The following is an 18,143-nucleotide window of genomic DNA, read 5'->3' on the forward strand; positions in this document are numbered from 1 at the left end:
TGTGTTCACGCCCCGCGGCGCGCCCCTGTCACTGGAATGGCGTGACGAAGATCTGGTACGGCCCGAAATCCACCGGAGTACGCCCCTTCACGGTGATGGCGCCGAGGCTCCCTCCCGGTCGTGCCCCGTAAATCCGGGAGTTCACGCCCTCCCTCTCGCCCGCGCATGCGCTGAGCGGGCCGAAGCACTCGATATTGATGGGATTGCATGCGTCGTCCGCGGTCTTGATCGTCATCGGGAAGTCGGTCAGGCCGCACGAGGACACCACGGTGGACATCCCCGGGCAGACGGGGACATAGAACGTCTGCTCAGGGCTGCTCGCGCCGCACAGGGAGCTGGGAGGGATCGGCGCCCCGGTGGTGTCGCCGCTGACGAGGCCGCTGCCCGAGATGACCCCGGCCCTCTCGCCGAGGCACGACGCGCGCTGGAACCTGAGGCGGACCGTGCCGAGCGCCTCGGGGTGCGCTGCCTTGACCACGACCGTGTACGTCCCGGCCGGGAGCCTGGCCGCGAAGTGCGCGCCCGGCGCGGCGTCGCCGCAGCTGCTGGCCGCGCAGCCGACGGGGGGGCCGCCGCACCCGTCGCCCTCGAGCACCGCGAGCGCCGTGTCGACGTCCGACGCCAGGGTGCCGAGGTACACGACCTCGTCGGACGGGAGCGTGAACCGGAAGAACACCTCGCCGCCGCTGCCGCCGCACGGCAGCGCGACGTCGGAGGTGTTCCCGGCCGTGATCTCCGCCGCGTAATCCATCGAGCCCGCCAGCTCCCCCGGCGTCTCGCAGCGGTCGGCGCCCGGGATCGGCGCGCAGCCGTCGTCCGGGACGCCGTTGCAGTTCTCGTCGACCGCGTTGCCGCACACCTCGGGCACCGGGGAGGCGCACCCCTCGCCCTCGCAGCCGTCATCGGGGAGCCCATCGCAGTCCTGGTCCACCGCGTCCCCGCAGATCTCCGGCTCGGGCTCGCAGGGCGCGAACGCCGGGACGTGGACGGGCACCTCGACCACGTTGTTCTCGATCGCCTGCTCGGCGATCGCGCCGACCGGGTTGACGGTGACGCGGAGGGTGTAGTCCCCCTCGGGCACGTCCGTCACGTCGACCCACTGGCACGGCGTGCCGACGTCGTAGGTGTCGGCCCAGCCCGCGCTCAGGAAGTTGCACCCCATGCCCCCCGAGGTCGGGTAGCCGCGCGGCGCGGGGGACGAAGGATCGAGGGGCTCCATGTCGACGAGGCAAAACGCCTGCTTGTGCCCCAGGGAGACGACCTCGCCCTCCGCGTCCACCAGCCTGTAATCGGTGAAGTCCAGGAAATGAAAGTGCTGGTGGCACTGCGCATACTCGAAGAGCGGGCTGTTGAACTCGGGGCCGGGGTCGAGGTGGCCGGGCCCTGCGTTCTCGACGCGCCCCTCGAACTCGAGGAGATGCCGCCGGCCCGGGCCGCCGATGCACCTTTCCATGAGCTCGCAGGCGTCTCTGGGGAACGTCTGGTACGAGAACCGGATCGTGTCGACGATGCGCTGCCTGTCCGGGCGAAGGTCGGGCACGACGCAGACGCCGGCCTCGCACGCGTGGCCGCTGGGACAGCACGCGCCGCCGCAGATCGCCCCGTCGCAGGCGGGGTAATCGACCGGGAGGACGATCGTGTTGTTGTCGAAGCGCGCCTCGGCGACGGTCCTGTCCGGGTTCACGGTGATCTCGAGCTCGTAGAGCCCGGCCGGGACGCCGGTCACGTCGAGGGCGTTGCACGCCAGGGTGCCGGGCTGCTCCACGTGCTCTCCCGGGCCGAGGCCCTGCGCGCCGCAGCCGTACTGGCCGCCTGGCATCGCGACGCAGCGCGCGTCGAGCTCGGCCTCGGCGACAACCGCGCCGCCCTGGCTGAGGCGCGCGCGGAAGAAGCGCGGGACGACGTAGCTGTCCTCGCAGAAGTTCGGCTCGAAGACGTCGCTCTCCGAGGGCACGCCGAGGTCGAGCGGAACGTCGCCGGCGTTCTCGAGCGAGACGTGGAAGCGCATGAGCGCCCGCCGGCCGCTCGCGCCGAAGCACCCATGCAGCAGCTCGCACGCGTCCTCGTCCACGCGGACCGTGGCGAACGTGACCGGCTCTCCTCGCTCCGGGGGCCCGAGCACGAGGTCCGCCGCCTCGCAGCCGCCGCGCACGCACGTGGCGCCGGGGCTGCAGCACACCGCGTCGCCGCACGCGCGCGCCTCGTCGCACGCGGCGGCGCAGCCCGACGGCTTGCCCTCGGCGTCGATCTGACACCGCGCGCCCCCGGGACACACGATGTCCGAGCCGGGGCAACGGACGCTCCCGGACTCACCGCCGTTGCCGGAACCGCCTTCTCCCGCGCTGCCGCCTCCTGCCCCGCTTGAGGGCGGCCCGCCATCGCCGCAGGCGGCGGCCGTCAGGAGGGTTCCCACCAACAGCGTTCTGACAAGCTTCTTCATGGTCACCGGGCGAGGACGATTGAGGAGCGGCGTGGATCGGGCGGTGTCGCGTCGCCGCTGCGCACAGCGAAGCAAGGCCCGCATCGTAGGCGCGCGGGCGGTCGAAAGCAGCTCGAGCGCGCGGCCACGCGACATTCCGACCGTCCCTTTGCGGGATCTCTCGGTGCCTGGCGCGCCCGGGTCGGGCGCGAACAGCGTATTTCGCTCGGTTCACCGGCGGAGCGTGTACTCTCGCCGACATGGCTCCCGTCGTCGTCATCACCGGTGCATCCAGCGGAATCGGTCGATCGCTCGCGTTCTCCTGGGCGAAGCGCGGCGCGCGCGTGGTGCTGAGCGCGCGCGGGAGGGACGCGCTCGAGGGCGTCGCCTCGGAGGTGCGCGCGGCGGGCGGCGACGCCCTCGCGGTGGCCGGCGACGTGACCGTCGAGGAGGACCGCAAGGCGCTCTGCGAGCGGGCGCTCGCCGCGTACGGCCGGCTGGACGTGCTGGTGAACAACGCCGGGCGCGGCTATTACACGCCGTCGATCGAGATCGATCCCGCCGAGCTCGAGGCGCTCTACCGGCTGAACGTCGTCGCCCCCGTGCGCCTCGCGCAGCTGGCGATCGAGCCCCTCGCGGCCACGAAAGGCACCCTCGTCATGGTCTCCTCGATCGCGGGGCTCGTCGCGGCGCCGCGGATGGGCCCGTACGCCTCGTCGAAGTTCGCGCTGGAGGCGCTCGCGATGTCGCTCCGCGCGGAGCTCTCGTCGCGCGGGGTGCGCGTGCTCGTGGTGCGGCCGGGCCCGGTCGAGACCCCGTTCCACGCGAACGCCGTCGTGACCGACGACAACGTCGGCTACCGCCCGCCCGGCCACAAGAAGCAGAGCCCGGACGAGGTCGCCGAGATGATCGTGCGCGCCGTCGATGCGGGCCGCGACGTCCTGGAGACGAGCCTGTTCGTGAAGACCGCGAGCCTCGCCGCCCGCGTGGCGCCTGGCCCCATGCGCTGGCTCTCGAAGCGGATGGCGCGCCGGTCGGGGTTCTGAGCCGAGCGCGCCCCTCCCGCGCCGGAACGCCGAGCGGACCGAGCACCCGAGCAAGCCGAAGGAAGGTGGGGGCGGGGAGGGGGCGCCCGGAGCGGGCTCCGCAAGGCGGGGGCTCAGAGCGAGCGCAGGAAGGCGACCACCGCGTCGCGATCTCCCGCGGGGAGCGCCATGAAGCGCTGCTTCGCGGCGTCCGCCTCGCCGCCGTGCCACAGGATCGCCTCGACGACGTTCCGCGCGCGGCCGTCGTGCAGCAGCTGGGTGTGGCCGTTCACGGCCTCGAGCAGCCCGATGCCCCACAGCGGCGGCGTCCGCCACTCGCGCGGCCCCGCGAGGTGGTCGCTCGTCGACGTGTCCGCGAGCTCCTCTCCCATGTCGTGCAGGAGCAGATCGCTGAAGGGCTGGATGAGCTGATCCCGCAGCTCGACGAGCGGGTGGCGGCCCCCGGTCTTCATCGAGGGGACATGGCAGCTCGCGCACCCTGCCTGGCTGAACAGCGCCTCGCCGCGCTGGACGGCCGGGTCCGCCGTGTCGCGGCGCGGCGGCACGCCCAGCATGCGCATGTAGACGGAGAGCCTGTCGAGATCCTCGTCGGAGAGCTCGGGATCTCCGCGCGTACCGTCCTGACAACCCGTCTGCGCCTCGCCGCACTCCTCGACAGGGAACAGGCTCGTCGTCACGCCCATGTCCGCCACCAGCGCGTCGGCGACCTGGTGGGGCACGCTCACCTTGCCCGCCTTCCAGCCGAAGCGCCCCATCCGCGTCACCCCCGAGGCGGGGTCCGGGATCAGGTTCGGACGGCCCGAGATACCGTCCTGATTGCAGTCCATCCCGTCTGCGCGCTCGAGCAGCGCGTCCTCTGCGATCGCCTCGAGGAGGCCCATGCCCACGAGCGGGCGTGCGACGCGGACCGAGTAGCTCGCGATGGGCCCTGCGGAGAGCCCGTCGAGGCGGAACGTGGGCTTTCGCAGGACGTACGGCGTGCCATCGGGGAACTGCCCGGGCTCCTCGGTATAGGCCACGGTGGCCGTACCCTCGCTTTCGACCCCGCCCTGCGCCTTGTCCTGCAGCTGCCGGCCGTAGCTCGGGTCGGCGGCGGGCCCGCCGTCCGCGTTCGCTCCGGCGCCGAACAGCTTCACGACGGCGGTCTCCATCGCCTCGCCGGGCTCGGGCGGGGCGCCGCGACCGTTGTTGATATGGCAGCCCACGCACGCCGCCTGGTTCGAGAGCGGCCCCGCCTTGCCCGCGTGCTCGTCGAAGACGGGGTTACCGCCCTCGCTGTGCTCGCCTGTGGCAAAATCGGTATGGAACAGGCGGCGCCCCTCGAGGAAAGGCTGGATAGAGCTCTCCTGGATGTTGAGCGCCATCTGCTCGTAATAGAGATGAGGCTCCTCGTAGATGTACGGTATCGTCCCGTCGCCGCCCGACAGGGCCGCCTCGTTCGGCTCGTTGAACGGCGTCAGCTCGCCGCTCCCGACGCGGTAGCGGAACGTGTCGCTGTAATAGCTCGTCCTCCCCTCGACGGTGCCCGCGTCAAGGAACACGCCGAACTCGAACTCCAGCAGATCTCCCGCGCGGATCTCCCTGCTGTCCCTGGCGTTGCGATCCACGACGAACTCCCAGTGGGTGCTCGTGATGCGCTTCATGCCGTTGTTCGAGTCGAACACGTTGCCCTCGCCCGAGTACCAGCAGCGGAAGTTGATGGTCTGGTTGAGCGATGCGCTGGCTTTGGGGAGCCAGGTGAACTTGACGGTGCTGCCGCCCGCCGGGATCGTGTCCTCGACGATGAACTTGTAGCTCCGGTTCTCGAAATAGCGCGGCTGGTACGGGCTGAACTCTTCCTCTTTCTCGTGGCGCCCGCGCACGCGCCCTGCGGCCTCGAGCGTGATCGTCCCGTCGGCGGCCCTCGTGGTGATCGGCTTGCCCGCCGTCGCCGAGGGGAACAGCGGGGAGATCTCGCCGTCCACGCCGGAGCACTCGCCGGGATCGACCGCGCCGCCGTCGCAGGCCGGCGCGGGCGGCGCTCCCGCAGAGAAATAAGCGAAGATCGCCTCGATGTCGGCCGTCGCGATCTGCTGCTCGCCGAAGGCCGGCATGCGCGCGTCCTCCGTGCGTCCCGTGCGCACCTGCGCCGTGAATTCTTCCAGGGTGCCCTCGAAGGCGAACAGATCGGGAAACCCGCCGGCCGGCTTGCCGTGAGCGCTATGGCACCCGCCGCAGTTCAGCGCGAACGCCTGCGGCAGCGCTGGCCCGTCGCTCGTCTCCTCGCAGGGCGGCGCCCCTCCCGGACCGCCCCCGTCGCCCGGCGAGGGCGACTCCGGCGAAGGCGACCCGTGCGAGGGAGACGCGGGCGAAGGGTCGCTCGAGCACCCGAGCTCTGCTGCGCAGGTCACGAGCAGCCCGAGCGCGACATGAAGACCCCCGGACACCAACCGACGTGAGCGGCTTTCGAACATCGCGTTTCGACCTCCGGTGTGAGCCCATCCATCGAGACCGTGAACCGCAGAGCTACCGCAGGATCTCCTCGAGGAGCGCGTTCGGCACGCCGCGGCGATCCTCGCCGAACGACGCGACGCCGAGGTTGTAGTACTGGTTCATGATGGTGAACCACAGATCGCGGAGCTGGCGATCCTGGCCGAGGGGGCCATACGCGACGTGCGCGTCGTTCAGGAAGACGCCGTCGCCGCCCAGGAGGACGATGGGCAGATCGTACGCGTCGTGGTCGTGCGTACGCATCTCGCTCATGTAGACCATCACCGAGTGATCGAGCACGGTTCCATCCCCCTCGGGGATCGCGTCGAGCCGCTGCGCGAGCTGCGCTGTCTTCTGGCCGAGCCAGCAGTTGATCGCCGCGAAATCGAGGTTGCTCTCCTCGACGACCGCGTAGCGCCCGCCCTCGTCCGTGGCGCCCAGGTTGCCGGGGCCGTGCTGGCAGGAGTGATAATGGAGGCTGCTGCCCTCCCTGTACTCGAGTCCCACCTTCGCGCGGACGTCGGCCGGGATGCACCGGTACTCGAACTCGGAGCGCGCGTCGTCGAGCATGTGGGTGATCACGCGCGTCACGTCGCATTGAATGGCCATGACGATGAGATCGATCATGACGTTCGCGTGATCCTCGTGTTTGTACTCGCCGGCTTCCGTGCTGTCGTTCTCGTTGAGCCCCTCCTGCTGCCCCGGCGGCTCGGGGACCACGCCGGGCTGGCCGATCGGGCTGCAGCCCAGGCTCGACGGGGGCATCGTCGACTGGACGCGGGTCACGTTCTTCTCGGTCTCTCGCAGGGCGTCCAGGTACTGCTGGACGATCTTGCGATCGTCCGAGCCGACCCGGCCCATGAGCGAGTTCGCGTCCGCGAGCACCGCGTCGATGACGCTCTTCTCGGTCGCGGCGCGGCGCTCCGCCTCGATCCTGGCCTGCTCGTCGGTCTGCCCTGGCACGGAGGGCGCGCTCGCGGCGCCCGCGTTGATGAGCGCGTCGAACACCGCCTTCGGGTTGACCGAGCGCTTCAGCGGCTCGCTCGGGCTCTTCCAGGAGACGGCCTGATTGTAGGCGTAGCTGCGCCCGTCGAAGAAGCCGGGCTTCACCCCGAGCCCCGTCTGCAGCGACGGGATGCGGGTCGCCTGCTCCGGGCCTGCCTTCTGCACGATGAGCTGGTCGACCGAGACGCCGTTGCCCACCCACTCGCCGAGGTCCTGCCCGGCGGCCCTCCCGAGCTCATCGGCGTCCACGCAGGTCGACAGCGCGGCCATGCAGCGCGAGTGGGACGGCTCGAGGAACGCGTTCTGCTGCTTGCTCCACGTGTGGTTGCCGAGGCGGCTTATCATGAGCATCTTCGACTTCACCGGCGCGAAGTGCTCGAGCACCCTCGGCAGCTTGAAATCGGCGCCCCTCAGCGTCTTGCCGAACGCGGGCGCCGTCTCCCACCAGTGGTGGGGCGCCCCGTTCGGGAAGGTGCAGAGCAAGAAGCGCTTCGGCGTGCCGGGCTCCCCGCCGCGCGCGGTGCGCGGCGCGAGGCTCTCGAGAAACGGCAGCGCCAGGCAGACGCCCGCGCCGCGCAACAGGTTCCTGCGTGTCATTCCGCGTTTCATGTGCGCATCGCTCCTTCGTCCCTGGTTCCGTGAGGAAACAACGCCTGCGGCTTCACTTCGCCCCGACCTTCGCCGCGCGGAGGCGGAACGACTCGCTGGTCACCACCTGCTTCACCAGATCCGCGATCGTCCCCTTCTCCCAGCGCGCGGCGATCGCCTCGAGCGCGCCCCTGTCGCCGCCGCTCGGGCGCCGGCGCAACGCATAGGTGAAGAGCTGCTCGGAGGGGCAGATCCCCAGCTGGGGGTCCTTCTGGAGCTCCGGGATGAGGCCCGAGATGTCCTGGAACTTCGCGCCCCCGTACTCGCCAGTCGCGTCGACGGCGTCGCCGTTCGGGTACGCGGTCCGGTAGGCGCCTATCGCGTCGAAGTTCTCGAGGCTCAGCCCGATGGGATCGAGGACATCGTGGCAGCCCGCGCAGTCGGGCGACTCGCGGTGCTTCTCGAGCTTCTCGCGGACGTTGTCGACGGCGCCCGTGTCGCCTCCCGCGGCCTCGAGCTCCGGGATATCCACGCCGGCGGGAGGGGCCAGCTCGGCGCAGTAGAGCTGCGCCAGGATCGTCTTCGCGCGGGACGTGGGGGAGGTCCGATCGGCGCGGGAAGACAGCGTGAGGAACGCGGGGAGCGTGAGGAACCCGGCGCGCTCGGCCTCGGGGTCGTTCGCGTAGAGCGGCGCGAGCAGCGGGCTCTCCGGGTGGGGCGCCGTGAGGAACTCGGACCACGGCCGCTCGCCGGTCGTGAAGCCGGTGAAATAGGCGTTGGCCTGGTCGATCATCGCGCCCTTCATCTCGTCGTTCCAGCCCGGGAACATCGCTGTGTCGACGCTGTGGCTCGGGAGCGTGCGGGTCCCGAGCCACTGCCCGAAGAAGTTCTGGAAGAACGCGGCGCTCTTCGGGTCGGCCAGCATGCGGTCCACCTGCTCCCGGAGCTCGTCCTCGGTGGCCAGCGCATCGCCCTCTGCGGCGTCGAAGAGCTCCTCGTCCGGGAGCGAGCTCCAGAGGAGGTACGAGAGGCGCGACGCGATCTCATGGCCGCCGAGGGCGCCCGGCGATCGCTTCGAGTCAGGGCCGACCTCGATCCGCAGGAAGAAATTCGGCGACGTCAGCAGGCTCCGGACGACGTGCTGCACCGCCTCGACGGGGGACATCTCGAGGGTGGTGACCGCGTCGTCGTACTGCGCCGCGTACCGGTCGACCTCCGCCGCCTCGAGCGGGCGCCGGAAGGCGCGCAGCCCGAAGCGCTCGATGATCTCGCGCGCGCACGCGTCGTCCGCGCCCGCGCCCTCCGCCGGGTCGCACACGAGGATCTGGGCGCGCTGCGCCTCGTTCGAGAACGCGTCGGCCGCCAGGGTCTTGGCGGCGTCGTAATACCCCTGGACGAGGACCTGCGAGAGGCTCGAGAGCGCGCTGGCGTTCGCGTCGAAGCCCTTCGCGCCGGAGGCCGGGAACCCGTCCGCCGGCCGCAGGCGCGTGCCCAGGAGGTGGGCGACGGTGTTGTTGTACTCCGATGCTGTCATGTGGTGCAAAGGCATCCCGCCTGGCGCGACGGCGGCGTCGTCTCCCGGTTCCTGCCCCGGAGCGTCATCACCTCCGAGGATGCCAGTGCACGAGACGCTCAAGAGACATCCCCCGGCGACGAGCCAGGGACTCGCGAACACTCGGTCAAGTCGGCACATCATGGTCGGCTCCCGCGTGTGGAATCAGCACTCTCCCCCTCGTCGCCGGAGCGCGCGCCTTTCGTGATCGAATCGACCGCACACCCGCGCTACGATCAGCCTGTGTCGTGCGCGCGGAAGACTACGATGATGGTGCTGCTCCTCGGCCTGTCCGGATGTGGGGCAGATATGGATATTGCGGTGGGCCGTATGACTCCGACGTCGGTTGTGGGCGGCGGCGGGGAAGGTGGTCGTGGCAGCGGGGAAGGGGGGCGTGGTGGTGGGGCGCTGAGCGGCGGTGAGGCGGGAAGCGGCGGGCAGGGGGGAAGCGGCGGCGAGGCGGGCGGCGGCGGGGAAGGCGGCAGCGGCGCGGCCCCCTGCGATGCGCTGCCGTCGCTGGCTCATCGGTACACGTTCGACGGGGTGGGGACGGTCGTCGCCGATACGGTCGGCGGCGCCGACGGCGAGATCTTCGGCGGCGCGAGCCTCGACGGCGGAGGGGGGCTCACCCTCGACGGAGAGGACGACTACGTCGATCTGCCCGCGGGTCTCCTCTCGGGGCTCCGCGACGTCACCGTCATGGTCTGGGTCGCCCGCAACGGCGGAGGGGCGTACCTGCGCGTCGTCGACTTCGGCGTCGGCAGCACAGGGGAGAATCCCGTCGAAGGCGACTCGAGCGTGGGGCGGTCCTACCTCGTCATCACCCCCTCGACGGGCTTCGACCCGCCGGGCATCGCCGCGTTCGCGAGCGACAGCGGCGCCGCGGGTCAGGTGCAGGTCACCACCGCGCCCACGCTCGATGACGCCGAGATCCATCAGCTCGCCGCGGTCTTCGACGGCGCGGCGGGGACCCTTTCGCTCTACCTCGACGGTGCGCTGCTCGGCAGCACGCCGGTCGGCTTTCCGCTCTCGGCGATAAAGGACGCGAACAACTGGCTCGGGCGGTCCCAGTTCGATCAGGATCCGTATTTCGGAGGGCGTTACGACGAGCTGCGCCTCTACCGCGGGGCGCTGGCCGGCTGCGCGATCGAGGCCGCGTGGCGCGCCGGCCCGGAGTTGCCCTGAGGCTCAGAAGGTGAGAGCGAGACCGAGGCGCGCGCTGAGGCCCACGGCCGGGGGGCGGTAGACGGTGCCGTCGAGGTTCTCGACGACGAAGCGCGGCCGCCTCAGCGGGACGACGGCGTGCAGCGCGCCCTCGACGCTCACGGGAGCGGCGATGCGCCATTCGAGCAGCGTCCCGAGCCCGGCCGCGAAGATCGGCGTCGTGAGGGTGAAGGGCTCGTCGACGTCCCGCCCCCTGGAGCGGAGCCAGTGCTGGCGGCCGAGCGCGCAGGCGTAGACGCGGATGGGGCGCTCGAGCGGGAGCGCGCACGCGTCGACCTCGAGGAACCAGAGCCGGAACTCGGCGCCTGCAGCCTGCCCCGCGATGTGGCTCGAGCTCGACGGCACCACGCCGGCCGCGCCGTCCACGCGGAACCAGCCGCTGCGGATCCCGCCGCCCGCGGCGAGCCCGACGCCGATCGTCGGGACGAGCGCCTGCTCGATCTGCGCGCTCACCCAGAGCGCTCCCTCCACGTCGCGCTCGTTCGCGGCGGACGGCCGCGCCGCCGCGGGAGGTGGGCGGCGCGGCGCGGGAGGCGGCGGGCGCGGCGCGCTGGCGGCGGGGGCGGCGATCGCCTGGGGCGGCGCGGGCTGCGCGGCGGCGCTCCGCGCGACCGCGTCGGGATCGATCGACATCGCGACGATCAGCGCCGCTGCCCGCGACATGGACGCGCAGTCGTCGCCACGGATCACCCGCTCGCCCGGCGCCGGCGCGCGGATGCGCAGGTCGAGCCGGTAGCGCTCGTGGCGCTCGCGAGCGATCGCGATCTCGACCTCGATCGGCTGGCGCTGCTCCGACGTCCCCAGCAGCCGGGCGATCTCGCTCCGGACCTCGTCGACCGGCGGGCACCCCGCCGGCGCTTCCCAGCGGAGATCGATGGTGCGCGGCGCGGCGGGCGCCGCGAGCGCGCGCGCGGGCAGGAGCCCTGCCGCGGCGATCAGCGCCGGAACGATCGACGGCGCATGCGCCCACCTCGAGACGTGCACCCGCGCACTCTACTCCTCCTGTTCCTCCTGTCCGCACGCGGCGCGCACGCGCGTCGCGAGCGGCGAGCCCGGGCTCTTCGCGAGCAGCCTCGCCGCGATCGCCCTGCCGGACGGCGCGCGGCCGGAGCGGCAGAGCGCGATCGCGCGCGACGCCTCGCGCTCGGTCGACAGCACGCCCCGCGGGTACCGGCTGGCGTGCTCGTCGAGCTTCGAGAGCGCCTGCGCGAACTGGCCCGCCTGCAGCGCCTGCTGCGCGTCGCGGAGCAGCGCGATCTCCGCGTCGAGCCCCTCGGAGCCCTGCCTCGCGGCGGCCGCCGCCCGGGGCGCGCGCGACGCCGTCGCGCGCGCCGCGGCCGCCGCCGGGGGCGCGGCGCTCGGCTCGGCGGGCGCGCCGGACGCCTCGGGAGCGTCGGCCTTGCTGGAGGCGCTCGCCTCGGCGGACGCAGGCGTCCCGTCGCTCGGGGCGCTGGAGGGCGCGGCGGCGCGCGCCGCTCGGGGCGCCTCGGCCGCGCTCTCCGCCGCCTCCTGCGCGCGTTGCGCACCGGGCGCCTCGCCCGGTGTCGGGAAGTAGAGCGCGGCCCCCGTCGCGAGGCTGACGACCAGCGCCGCCAGCCCGATCTTCATCGGGGCGCCGAGCAGCGTGATGGCCGCGCCTTTCGCGACCGCGGTGCTCGCGCCCGCGGCCATGCTCGCGGCGGCGGGGCCGACCGCGTGCGCGGCCGCGCCGGCGCTCGCGGAGCCCGCGGCTCCGGCGCTCTCGGCGCTCACGGCCACGGCCGTGGCCGTGGCCGCCGTCCCTGCGAGGCCGAGCCTCGCCCACACGGCCGCGCGCGTGCGACGTCTGTCGTCGTCGGTCGGCTCGTCCTCGTCACGAAGGGCGTTCAGGAGCGCTCGCTCCCCGGTCCCCAGCTCATCCATTGCGGCCTCCTCGGATCCTGGCGTGGTGGCGGTGCACCGCGTCGGAAAACGCCTGTCGAGCGGCCCTCAGCCGCGCATACACGGTGTTGACGTTCACCCCGATGCCCCGCGCGATCTCCGCCGCCGGCATCTCTTCCAGCTCGGCGAGGAGGAGCACCACGCGCTTCTCCTCGTCGAGCGACGAGAGCAGCTCGTGCGCGACGCGCGCGGCCTCGGCCCTCGTCATGGCCTCGTAGGGGCTGAGGTTGCTCGGCCCCGCGAGCAGCTCGGGATCCACGGTCTCTCCTGTCCCGCGGTGGGCGGGGCTCTTGCGGCGCAGCGATCTCCGGTGCGTCTGCACGACGTTCACGACGATCCCGAAGACCCACGTCTTCAGCGATGAGCGGCCCAGGAACTCCGGGAGCCGCCGGTGCACGACGACGAACACCTCCTGGCACACGTCCTCGTGCGCCGAGGCGTCCACGCCGAGCCGGCGCACGGTCCGCCAGACGAAGGGGAACATCTCCTCGTACACCTCGGCGAAGTCGAGCGGCGCGGCCTGCACGCCGGCGGCGGGGACGGCGGCCACCGCGCCGGCGGGCGGAGGCGTCGAGGGAGCGACCGCCGCGCGGGCCGTCACGGGCTGCGCTCCTCCTCGCAGGGCAGCGAGACGGTGAGCTCGCCGAGCGCGGTGAGCTCGGCGCTCGCGCCGAGCAGGTTCACGTCGGGGATCGCGTCGGTCCTTCCGGAGAACCAGGCGCGCCGGAAGACGTCGGGGTCCGATTCGAGTAGTGGAACCGCTTCTCGCATGGTCGCCGCCTGCGCTTCGAGCGACCGATCGTCGCTCGTCTCCTGGATATTTCCAGTGCCGCCGCCCCCGGTCGCGTCTGGGGGGAGCGTTTCCTCCACACATGCCACGGAGAAGCGGATCCCGAGCAGGGGGCTGATACCGCAGCGGAGGGCTTGGCGAGCTCGGCGCATGGATCGAGGGGCTGGTGACCGGAGCCGCCGCGTTCCGTGAAGAAAAGTGGAGGGACGGGGGGCGACGTTCATCGGGCGGTCGTCGATGGGCTGGCGCTTTACGGCTCGCGGGCGGATCATCCGCTGCGGCGCACCGCGACCGACAGCGCGCACCTCCGCGCGCTTGACGGCCGCGAGGAGCGCATCGAGGAAGACCGGATGACACCCCCTCGCTGGCTTGCCGCGCTCGCGGCGCTCACCGTTCCACTGGCGGTCTCGGCGACGGCCTTGACCCAGGGCGACGCTCCCCTCCCGCCGCCTCCTCCTCCAGAGCCGCTCCCGTCTGCCTCCGCGCAGCCAGCACCCCCGCCATCTCCTGCGCCGACACCGGTGCAGCCTGCGCCCGCGCCCGCGCCGACACCCGTGCAGCCGGCACCCGCGCCGACACCCGTGCAGCCGGCGCCCGCGCCGACACCGGCGCAGCCGGCGCCCGCGCCGACACCCGTGCAGCCGGCGCCCGCGCCGACACCCGTGCAGCCGGCGCCCGCGCCGACACCCGTGCAGCCGGCGCCCGCGCCGACACCGGTGCAGCCCGCACCTGCGCCCGCACCCGCGCCAGCGCCGATTCCGGTGCAGCCCGCGCCTGCGCCTGCGCCCGCTCCCATGCCGTTCCCGCCGCCATCTCCCACGCCGGTGCCGCCTGCGCCGCGGCCTGCGCCCGCGCCGCGGTCCGCGCCAGCGCCTGCACCGCCGCCCGCGCCCGCGCCGCGGTCCGCGCCAGCGCCTGCACCGCCGCCCGCGCCGCGGTCCGCGCCGGCCGCGGCCACGCCCGCTCCGGAGCCGCCCGCGCCGGTTCCGCCCGCTCCCGAGGAGCAACCGAAGGAGCCCGAGGACGACGAGAAGGACGGGATGCGCTTTCGTTTCGGTACGACGCTCGGCGGCGGGATCATCGAGTCACCCACGGGCGCGGGGGCCGTCTTCGCGCTCTCGGGCCGGCTCGGTGTCCAGGTCAACCACTATTTCGGGATATACTACCAGAACACACCGATGGTGACGCTCACCCCCGAGAGCACCGAGAACAGCGCTGGATTCGAGGCGGGGTTCATCGACTACAATTCGGTGCTCGCGGGCTTCACGCTGTTCCACTTCCTCGATCTCGGCGCGGGACCGTCCATGGATTACGTGGCCGTCGCGACTTGCGGCGCGGAGGTCCCGGAGGGCGGCATCCCGCTCCCGAGCGCCGGCTGTGAGAGCACGGCGGCCTGGTACCCTGGCGCTCACGCGCGGGGCGCGCTGATCCTCGGCGGCCTCGCCGGGAGCGGCGCGCGCCGGAGCGGCTTCGCCATCAGCGCGGATCTCCACCCGGTGTTCCTGCCAGAGGGGACGACATTCACCTTCACGCTGGGCCTCGGCAGCGAGTGGTACTGAGACGAACGGCGCGCCGGAGCGCGGCGCGCCGCCTCGCCGGGCGAGCCGCTCCGCTCGCCCGGCGCTCCGGGCAGCGGCGGGCAGCGGTGTGCCCGTCCGCTGGCTGAGCGCCCTTCGAGTGGAACCTTCGTTCCCCAGGTCAAGAGAGTTCCTCGCAAATACGCCGGGTCGCAAGGGGGCCCTGCCTCACGACTGCGCGGCGGTCGGCGCCAGCGCCTCTGTGGCGCGCCACCCGCCGTGAGCCGCGATACCCCGACCCTGCGTTCGCGGTTCGCGAGGGTTGCTGTGTGGCGACCCGATGGACTACAATCCCATTGTCGGGGCGATTGTTGGCGGGACGCCGCACCGGAGAGCTGGGCGCCACGATCGTCCTGCGGCAGCGGCAAGCGACAGCAGGAGAGCGCCAGCGGCAGAGCGCCACCAAGTAGAGCGCCAGCGATAGAGCGCCAGCGGTAAGCAGGCGGTACGTAGATCGAGCGCGATGCGCGAGCTTTCGAGCTCGGTGGCAGGGAGCGAACGCGCACCCATGGATCCGCTGTTGTGCATGACAAGGTAAAATTACCGAGTATCACGATGCACCATCGCTCACCATGTAGGTCGACAAGGCAGGATGTGTCGCGCGAATCCGGGACGCCATCTGCTGGTCTCTCGGAGGCGCCATCTCTTGCTTACGCTGTGCGGGGGGCATGCCGCTCCTGGGACTCGAGATCGAGCCCTGAGACCGAGGTGCGTGAGGAGCATGTCAAGCGCTCGCCTTCGTGTTTGGCGTGCTCGGCAGCGCCGGCGTGGTCGTGCTGGCCGGCTGCTGGGGGAGCGGCCGTCGGGTGTCGTCACCCTCTCCGGCGTCCCCATTTCGCCAAGCTCCGTGGGACCGCGGGGGCGCCTCCGCGGGGGCGCTTGACAAAGAGGGTTAACCATCGGCTACGCTCCCTACCCATGATGACCGGGAGGGCATGAGCCTGGTGGAAACGAGCTGCAGGCGCTCCACGGGGGCACGGCGGTCAGCGGTCGAGCGGGCCGTGGGGCACCTCGCGTGTCGGGCGCGAATCGCAACCCGCTGGGCATCATCGTGGGTGCCACGAAATAACCGCGCGGCTCCTCCGGTTCGGCACGGGGGATTTCGCTCACTCCTCAGGACCCTCGCCGAGCGCGCTTGGCCCGACAGGACCGGAGTTCCGCTTCGCCGGGGGCTCCGATCGACGCGCGCGCCGGCGGCCCTGCTCGCGGCGGCTCTGCTCATCGGGTGCTGTCTTCTGCTGCTCAGCCCGCCTATCACGGCTGGGCCCGTGGCCACGCTCTATGTGTATGCGGTGACACCGCTCCGCGCTCGGGCCCTCGAGCAGAAGATCGAGGAGTCGATGCCCGGCGTCGATGTCACCGTGTTCGGAAAGTTGAGCGATTTCAAAGCCGCGCTCGAGTCGACGCCGCCCGACGCGGCCCTCTCGCCAAAGCCGGTCCTGGCTTCGCTCAATCGGACCGCCGACATCCAGGGCATGAAGGCGGGGAGCGACGCGGAGCAGTACCTCCTGGTCTCGACGAGGGCGTTGACCAAGGAGATGCTCTCCGGTCTCAGATACGGGATCGTCGATCTGGTCGAACGGAAATCGCTCCCTAAGTTCGTGGCCGGGCTGCTGGGTGTGAGCACCGCGCCTGAGGTCCAGCGCGTCACGAAGATCGAAGATCTTTTGCAGCTGCTCCAGTTCCAGACGGCTGATGCGGTCCTCCTCCCCGAGCGATTTCGTTCTGACTTCGAGTCGAGGAGCAAGATGACGTTCACGATCCTCAGCCTCTCGACGGCGAAGGTCGGGCTGGTGGCGGTCACGTTCCTGGGCGAGCGCCAGACGCTGGAGGGCGCGATCCGGAGGCTTCCGAAACACGTGCTGGCCGATCTGGGGGTTGACGAATGGAAGTAAGGTCGACGCGTCCCCTCTCTCGGCGCTCGCTGCTGCGGGCCTCCGCCCTCGCGGGGCTCGTGCTGTCCCTGAGCTGCTCGTCGGGCCCAGCCACGCCCGTGGCCAGCGACCCGGCGCCGACGCTCACGCCGCCGCCTCCGGACGCGAGGCCGGTCATCTCCGTCATCGCCCCCTCGGATCCGCAGCTCGACGACATGCTGAAATCGCTCCGCGTCGAGCTGTCCGGGGAACACCGCGTCATCATCTCGCTGCTGCGCGGCGAGGCGTCGAGCCCCGATCTCGTGGCGCAGATCGTCGCCCGCGATCGCCCGCAGGCGGTGGTGCTTGTCAACAACTCGACCGTGCTCCTGTATCGCGAGTGGGCGCGCACCGTCCCGACCCCGCCGGTCGCGCTGATCCTGATGGCGTCCTTCGCCGAGGAGCTCCAGCGCACCGTCCCCAACTCGGTCGCCATCTCCTACGAGGTGCCGGCGGTCACGGCCATGGTGGGCCTGCGCACGCTGGGCCTCGACGCTCATCGGGTCGGCGTCGTCTACCGCCAGGGCTTCGCGGATCACATCGCGCGACAAGAATCGCTCATGCACGTCGAGAAGCTGACCTTCGTCAAGGAAGAGCTCTCGAACAAGCCACGGGTGCAGGACCTCCGCGCCGCGCTGGTGAACCTCCAGCGGGCGAAGGTCGACGCGATCTGGCTGCCGAACGACAATGGCCTCCTGAGCCCGAGGTTCTTGACCAACGTCTGGCTGCCCTACGTGGACCGGCTCGGCGCGCCGGTGGTCGTGGCCGTCCGTTCGCTCGTGAACGAGCACGCGGAGTTCGGGACGTTCGCTGCCATCCCCGACACCCAGGCGCTCGCGGTGCAAGCGGCGGATGTGCTTTACGAGCTCGCGGACGCCGACTGGAAGCTCCGGTCGTCGGGCGTCCGCCTGCCCATCTCGGTGAAACGCCTGGTCGACGTGAGGCTCGCACGGCGCTTCGGGCTGAATTCCAGTGAGTTCGGCCAGGTTGACTTTCTCATCGGTAGGTGAGCGCGTATCGGGGGGAATGGAGGCGCCGTGCGATTACCTTTCCAACCGGGCACATGGTCACGATGCGACGGGCCAGCTCGAACCATCGAGATCCCGGGCTCGCCCGCCATCTGCTCGTCGCGTGGAGAGCGTCGCGCGCGGTGCTGCCGCCCCTGGAGCGCGCCGTCATGATCCGGGTGCTCGTGATCGATGACGACGAGATCGCTCGCGAGGCGATGCGCGCCGTCCTGGTCAGGGCCGGCTTCGATGTGGTCGAGCTCGCCACGCCCATCGGCGCGACGGCGGTCATCAAGCGAGACAAGATCTCCGTGGTCGCGCTCGACATCAACATGCCGACCATCAACGGCGACAAGCTGGCGAAGCTGCTCCGGGACAACGCGCAGCTCTCGAACCTGGGTATCGTCCTCGTCTCCAGCTGTGATATCGACAAGCTGAGCGCGATCGGCGAGAAGGTCGGCGCCGACGGCATCGTCTCGAAGGCGAAGCTGCACGTGGCGCTGGCGCCGGCGGTCGAGCGCGCGGTGGCCGCGCGCGCCGGGAAGACCAGCCCGCCGCCGCCTTCGTCTGCGGGGTCTTCTGCGGCGTCGTCCTCCTCTAACCCGCCGCCCTCGATGAGGCGTCCAAAGTAGA

At 71.5% G+C, this 18,143-nt stretch carries 14 protein-coding genes; 6 read left to right on the forward strand and 8 right to left on the reverse strand.

Annotated features, from left to right (window positions below):
- Nucleotides 1-28: 28 nt before the first annotated feature.
- Nucleotides 29-2,413 carry a lysyl oxidase family protein gene (locus tag WMF11_RS07555; protein WP_437976961.1) on the reverse strand — a complete coding sequence of 795 codons (2,385 nt, stop codon included), beginning with the start codon at nt 2,411-2,413 and terminating at the stop codon, nt 29-31.
- 266 nt (nt 2,414-2,679) lie between these two features.
- Between WMF11_RS07555 and WMF11_RS07560 the strand changes: the two genes are divergently transcribed.
- Nucleotides 2,680-3,465, forward strand: coding sequence for an SDR family NAD(P)-dependent oxidoreductase (locus WMF11_RS07560; protein ID WP_437976962.1), 786 nt, complete (start codon nt 2,680-2,682; stop codon nt 3,463-3,465).
- A gap of 113 nt (nt 3,466-3,578) precedes the next feature.
- Here WMF11_RS07560 and WMF11_RS07565 read toward each other — a convergent pair whose 3' ends face one another.
- From WMF11_RS07565 to WMF11_RS07575, 3 genes are all read right to left on the reverse strand, one after another.
- Nucleotides 3,579-5,891 carry a di-heme oxidoredictase family protein gene (locus WMF11_RS07565; RefSeq protein ID WP_437976963.1) on the reverse strand — a complete coding sequence of 771 codons (2,313 nt, stop codon included), beginning with the start codon at nt 5,889-5,891 and terminating at the stop codon, nt 3,579-3,581.
- 79 nt (nt 5,892-5,970) lie between these two features.
- Entirely contained in the window at nt 5,971-7,548 is a 1,578-nt protein-coding gene (locus tag WMF11_RS07570) for a DUF1552 domain-containing protein (RefSeq protein WP_437976964.1), read from the reverse strand.
- A 52-nt stretch (nt 7,549-7,600) separates the two neighbouring features.
- The gene (locus tag WMF11_RS07575; protein ID WP_437976965.1) at nt 7,601-9,061 is read right to left on the reverse strand and encodes a DUF1592 domain-containing protein; all 1,461 of its coding nucleotides are present in this window, start codon (nt 9,059-9,061) and stop codon (nt 7,601-7,603) included.
- A gap of 348 nt (nt 9,062-9,409) precedes the next feature.
- On the opposite strand from WMF11_RS07575, the gene WMF11_RS07580 reads away from it, so the two are divergent.
- A complete protein-coding gene (locus WMF11_RS07580; protein ID WP_437976966.1) occupies nt 9,410-10,264 on the forward strand; it encodes a LamG domain-containing protein in 855 nt (284 codons plus the stop codon).
- A gap of 3 nt (nt 10,265-10,267) precedes the next feature.
- On the opposite strand, the gene WMF11_RS07585 is transcribed toward WMF11_RS07580, so the two are convergent.
- Genes WMF11_RS07585 through WMF11_RS07600 form a run of 4 tightly spaced genes read right to left on the reverse strand, consistent with a single transcriptional unit; the run spans nt 10,268 to nt 13,093 of the window.
- Nucleotides 10,268-11,287: a hypothetical protein gene (locus WMF11_RS07585; protein ID WP_437976967.1), complete on the reverse strand. Its 1,020-nt coding sequence runs from the start codon at nt 11,285-11,287 to the stop codon at nt 10,268-10,270.
- A 9-nt stretch (nt 11,288-11,296) separates the two neighbouring features.
- A complete protein-coding gene (locus WMF11_RS07590) occupies nt 11,297-12,205 on the reverse strand; it encodes a hypothetical protein (protein ID WP_437976968.1) in 909 nt (302 codons plus the stop codon).
- Nucleotides 12,198-12,824, reverse strand: coding sequence for an RNA polymerase sigma factor (locus WMF11_RS07595; RefSeq protein ID WP_437298401.1), 627 nt, complete (start codon nt 12,822-12,824; stop codon nt 12,198-12,200). Before WMF11_RS07595 ends, WMF11_RS07590 begins: the two co-directional genes overlap by 8 nt.
- Nucleotides 12,821-13,093 carry a hypothetical protein gene (locus tag WMF11_RS07600; protein WP_437976969.1) on the reverse strand — a complete coding sequence of 91 codons (273 nt, stop codon included), beginning with the start codon at nt 13,091-13,093 and terminating at the stop codon, nt 12,821-12,823. The genes WMF11_RS07595 and WMF11_RS07600 overlap by 4 nt, the downstream gene beginning before the upstream one ends.
- Nucleotides 13,094-14,053: 960 nt before the next feature.
- Between WMF11_RS07600 and WMF11_RS07605 the strand changes: the two genes are divergently transcribed.
- From WMF11_RS07605 to WMF11_RS07620, 4 genes are all read left to right on the forward strand, one after another.
- Nucleotides 14,054-14,572 (forward strand): hypothetical protein, encoded by a 519-nt coding sequence (locus WMF11_RS07605; RefSeq protein WP_437907762.1) that lies wholly within the window; start codon nt 14,054-14,056, stop codon nt 14,570-14,572.
- 1,286 nt (nt 14,573-15,858) lie between these two features.
- Nucleotides 15,859-16,485, forward strand: a complete 627-nt coding sequence (locus WMF11_RS07610; RefSeq protein WP_437550540.1) for a hypothetical protein — start codon at nt 15,859-15,861, stop codon at nt 16,483-16,485.
- The gene (locus WMF11_RS07615; protein ID WP_437976970.1) at nt 16,476-17,513 is read left to right on the forward strand and encodes a hypothetical protein; all 1,038 of its coding nucleotides are present in this window, start codon (nt 16,476-16,478) and stop codon (nt 17,511-17,513) included. Before WMF11_RS07610 ends, WMF11_RS07615 begins: the two co-directional genes overlap by 10 nt.
- A gap of 62 nt (nt 17,514-17,575) precedes the next feature.
- Nucleotides 17,576-18,142, forward strand: coding sequence for a response regulator (locus WMF11_RS07620; RefSeq protein WP_437907764.1), 567 nt, complete (start codon nt 17,576-17,578; stop codon nt 18,140-18,142).
- The last annotated feature ends 1 nt before the right edge of the window (nt 18,143 follow it).

This window comes from Sorangium sp. So ce295 (assembly GCF_051527405.1).
Taxonomy (GTDB): domain Bacteria; phylum Myxococcota_A; class Polyangia; order Polyangiales; family Polyangiaceae; genus Sorangium; species Sorangium cellulosum_B.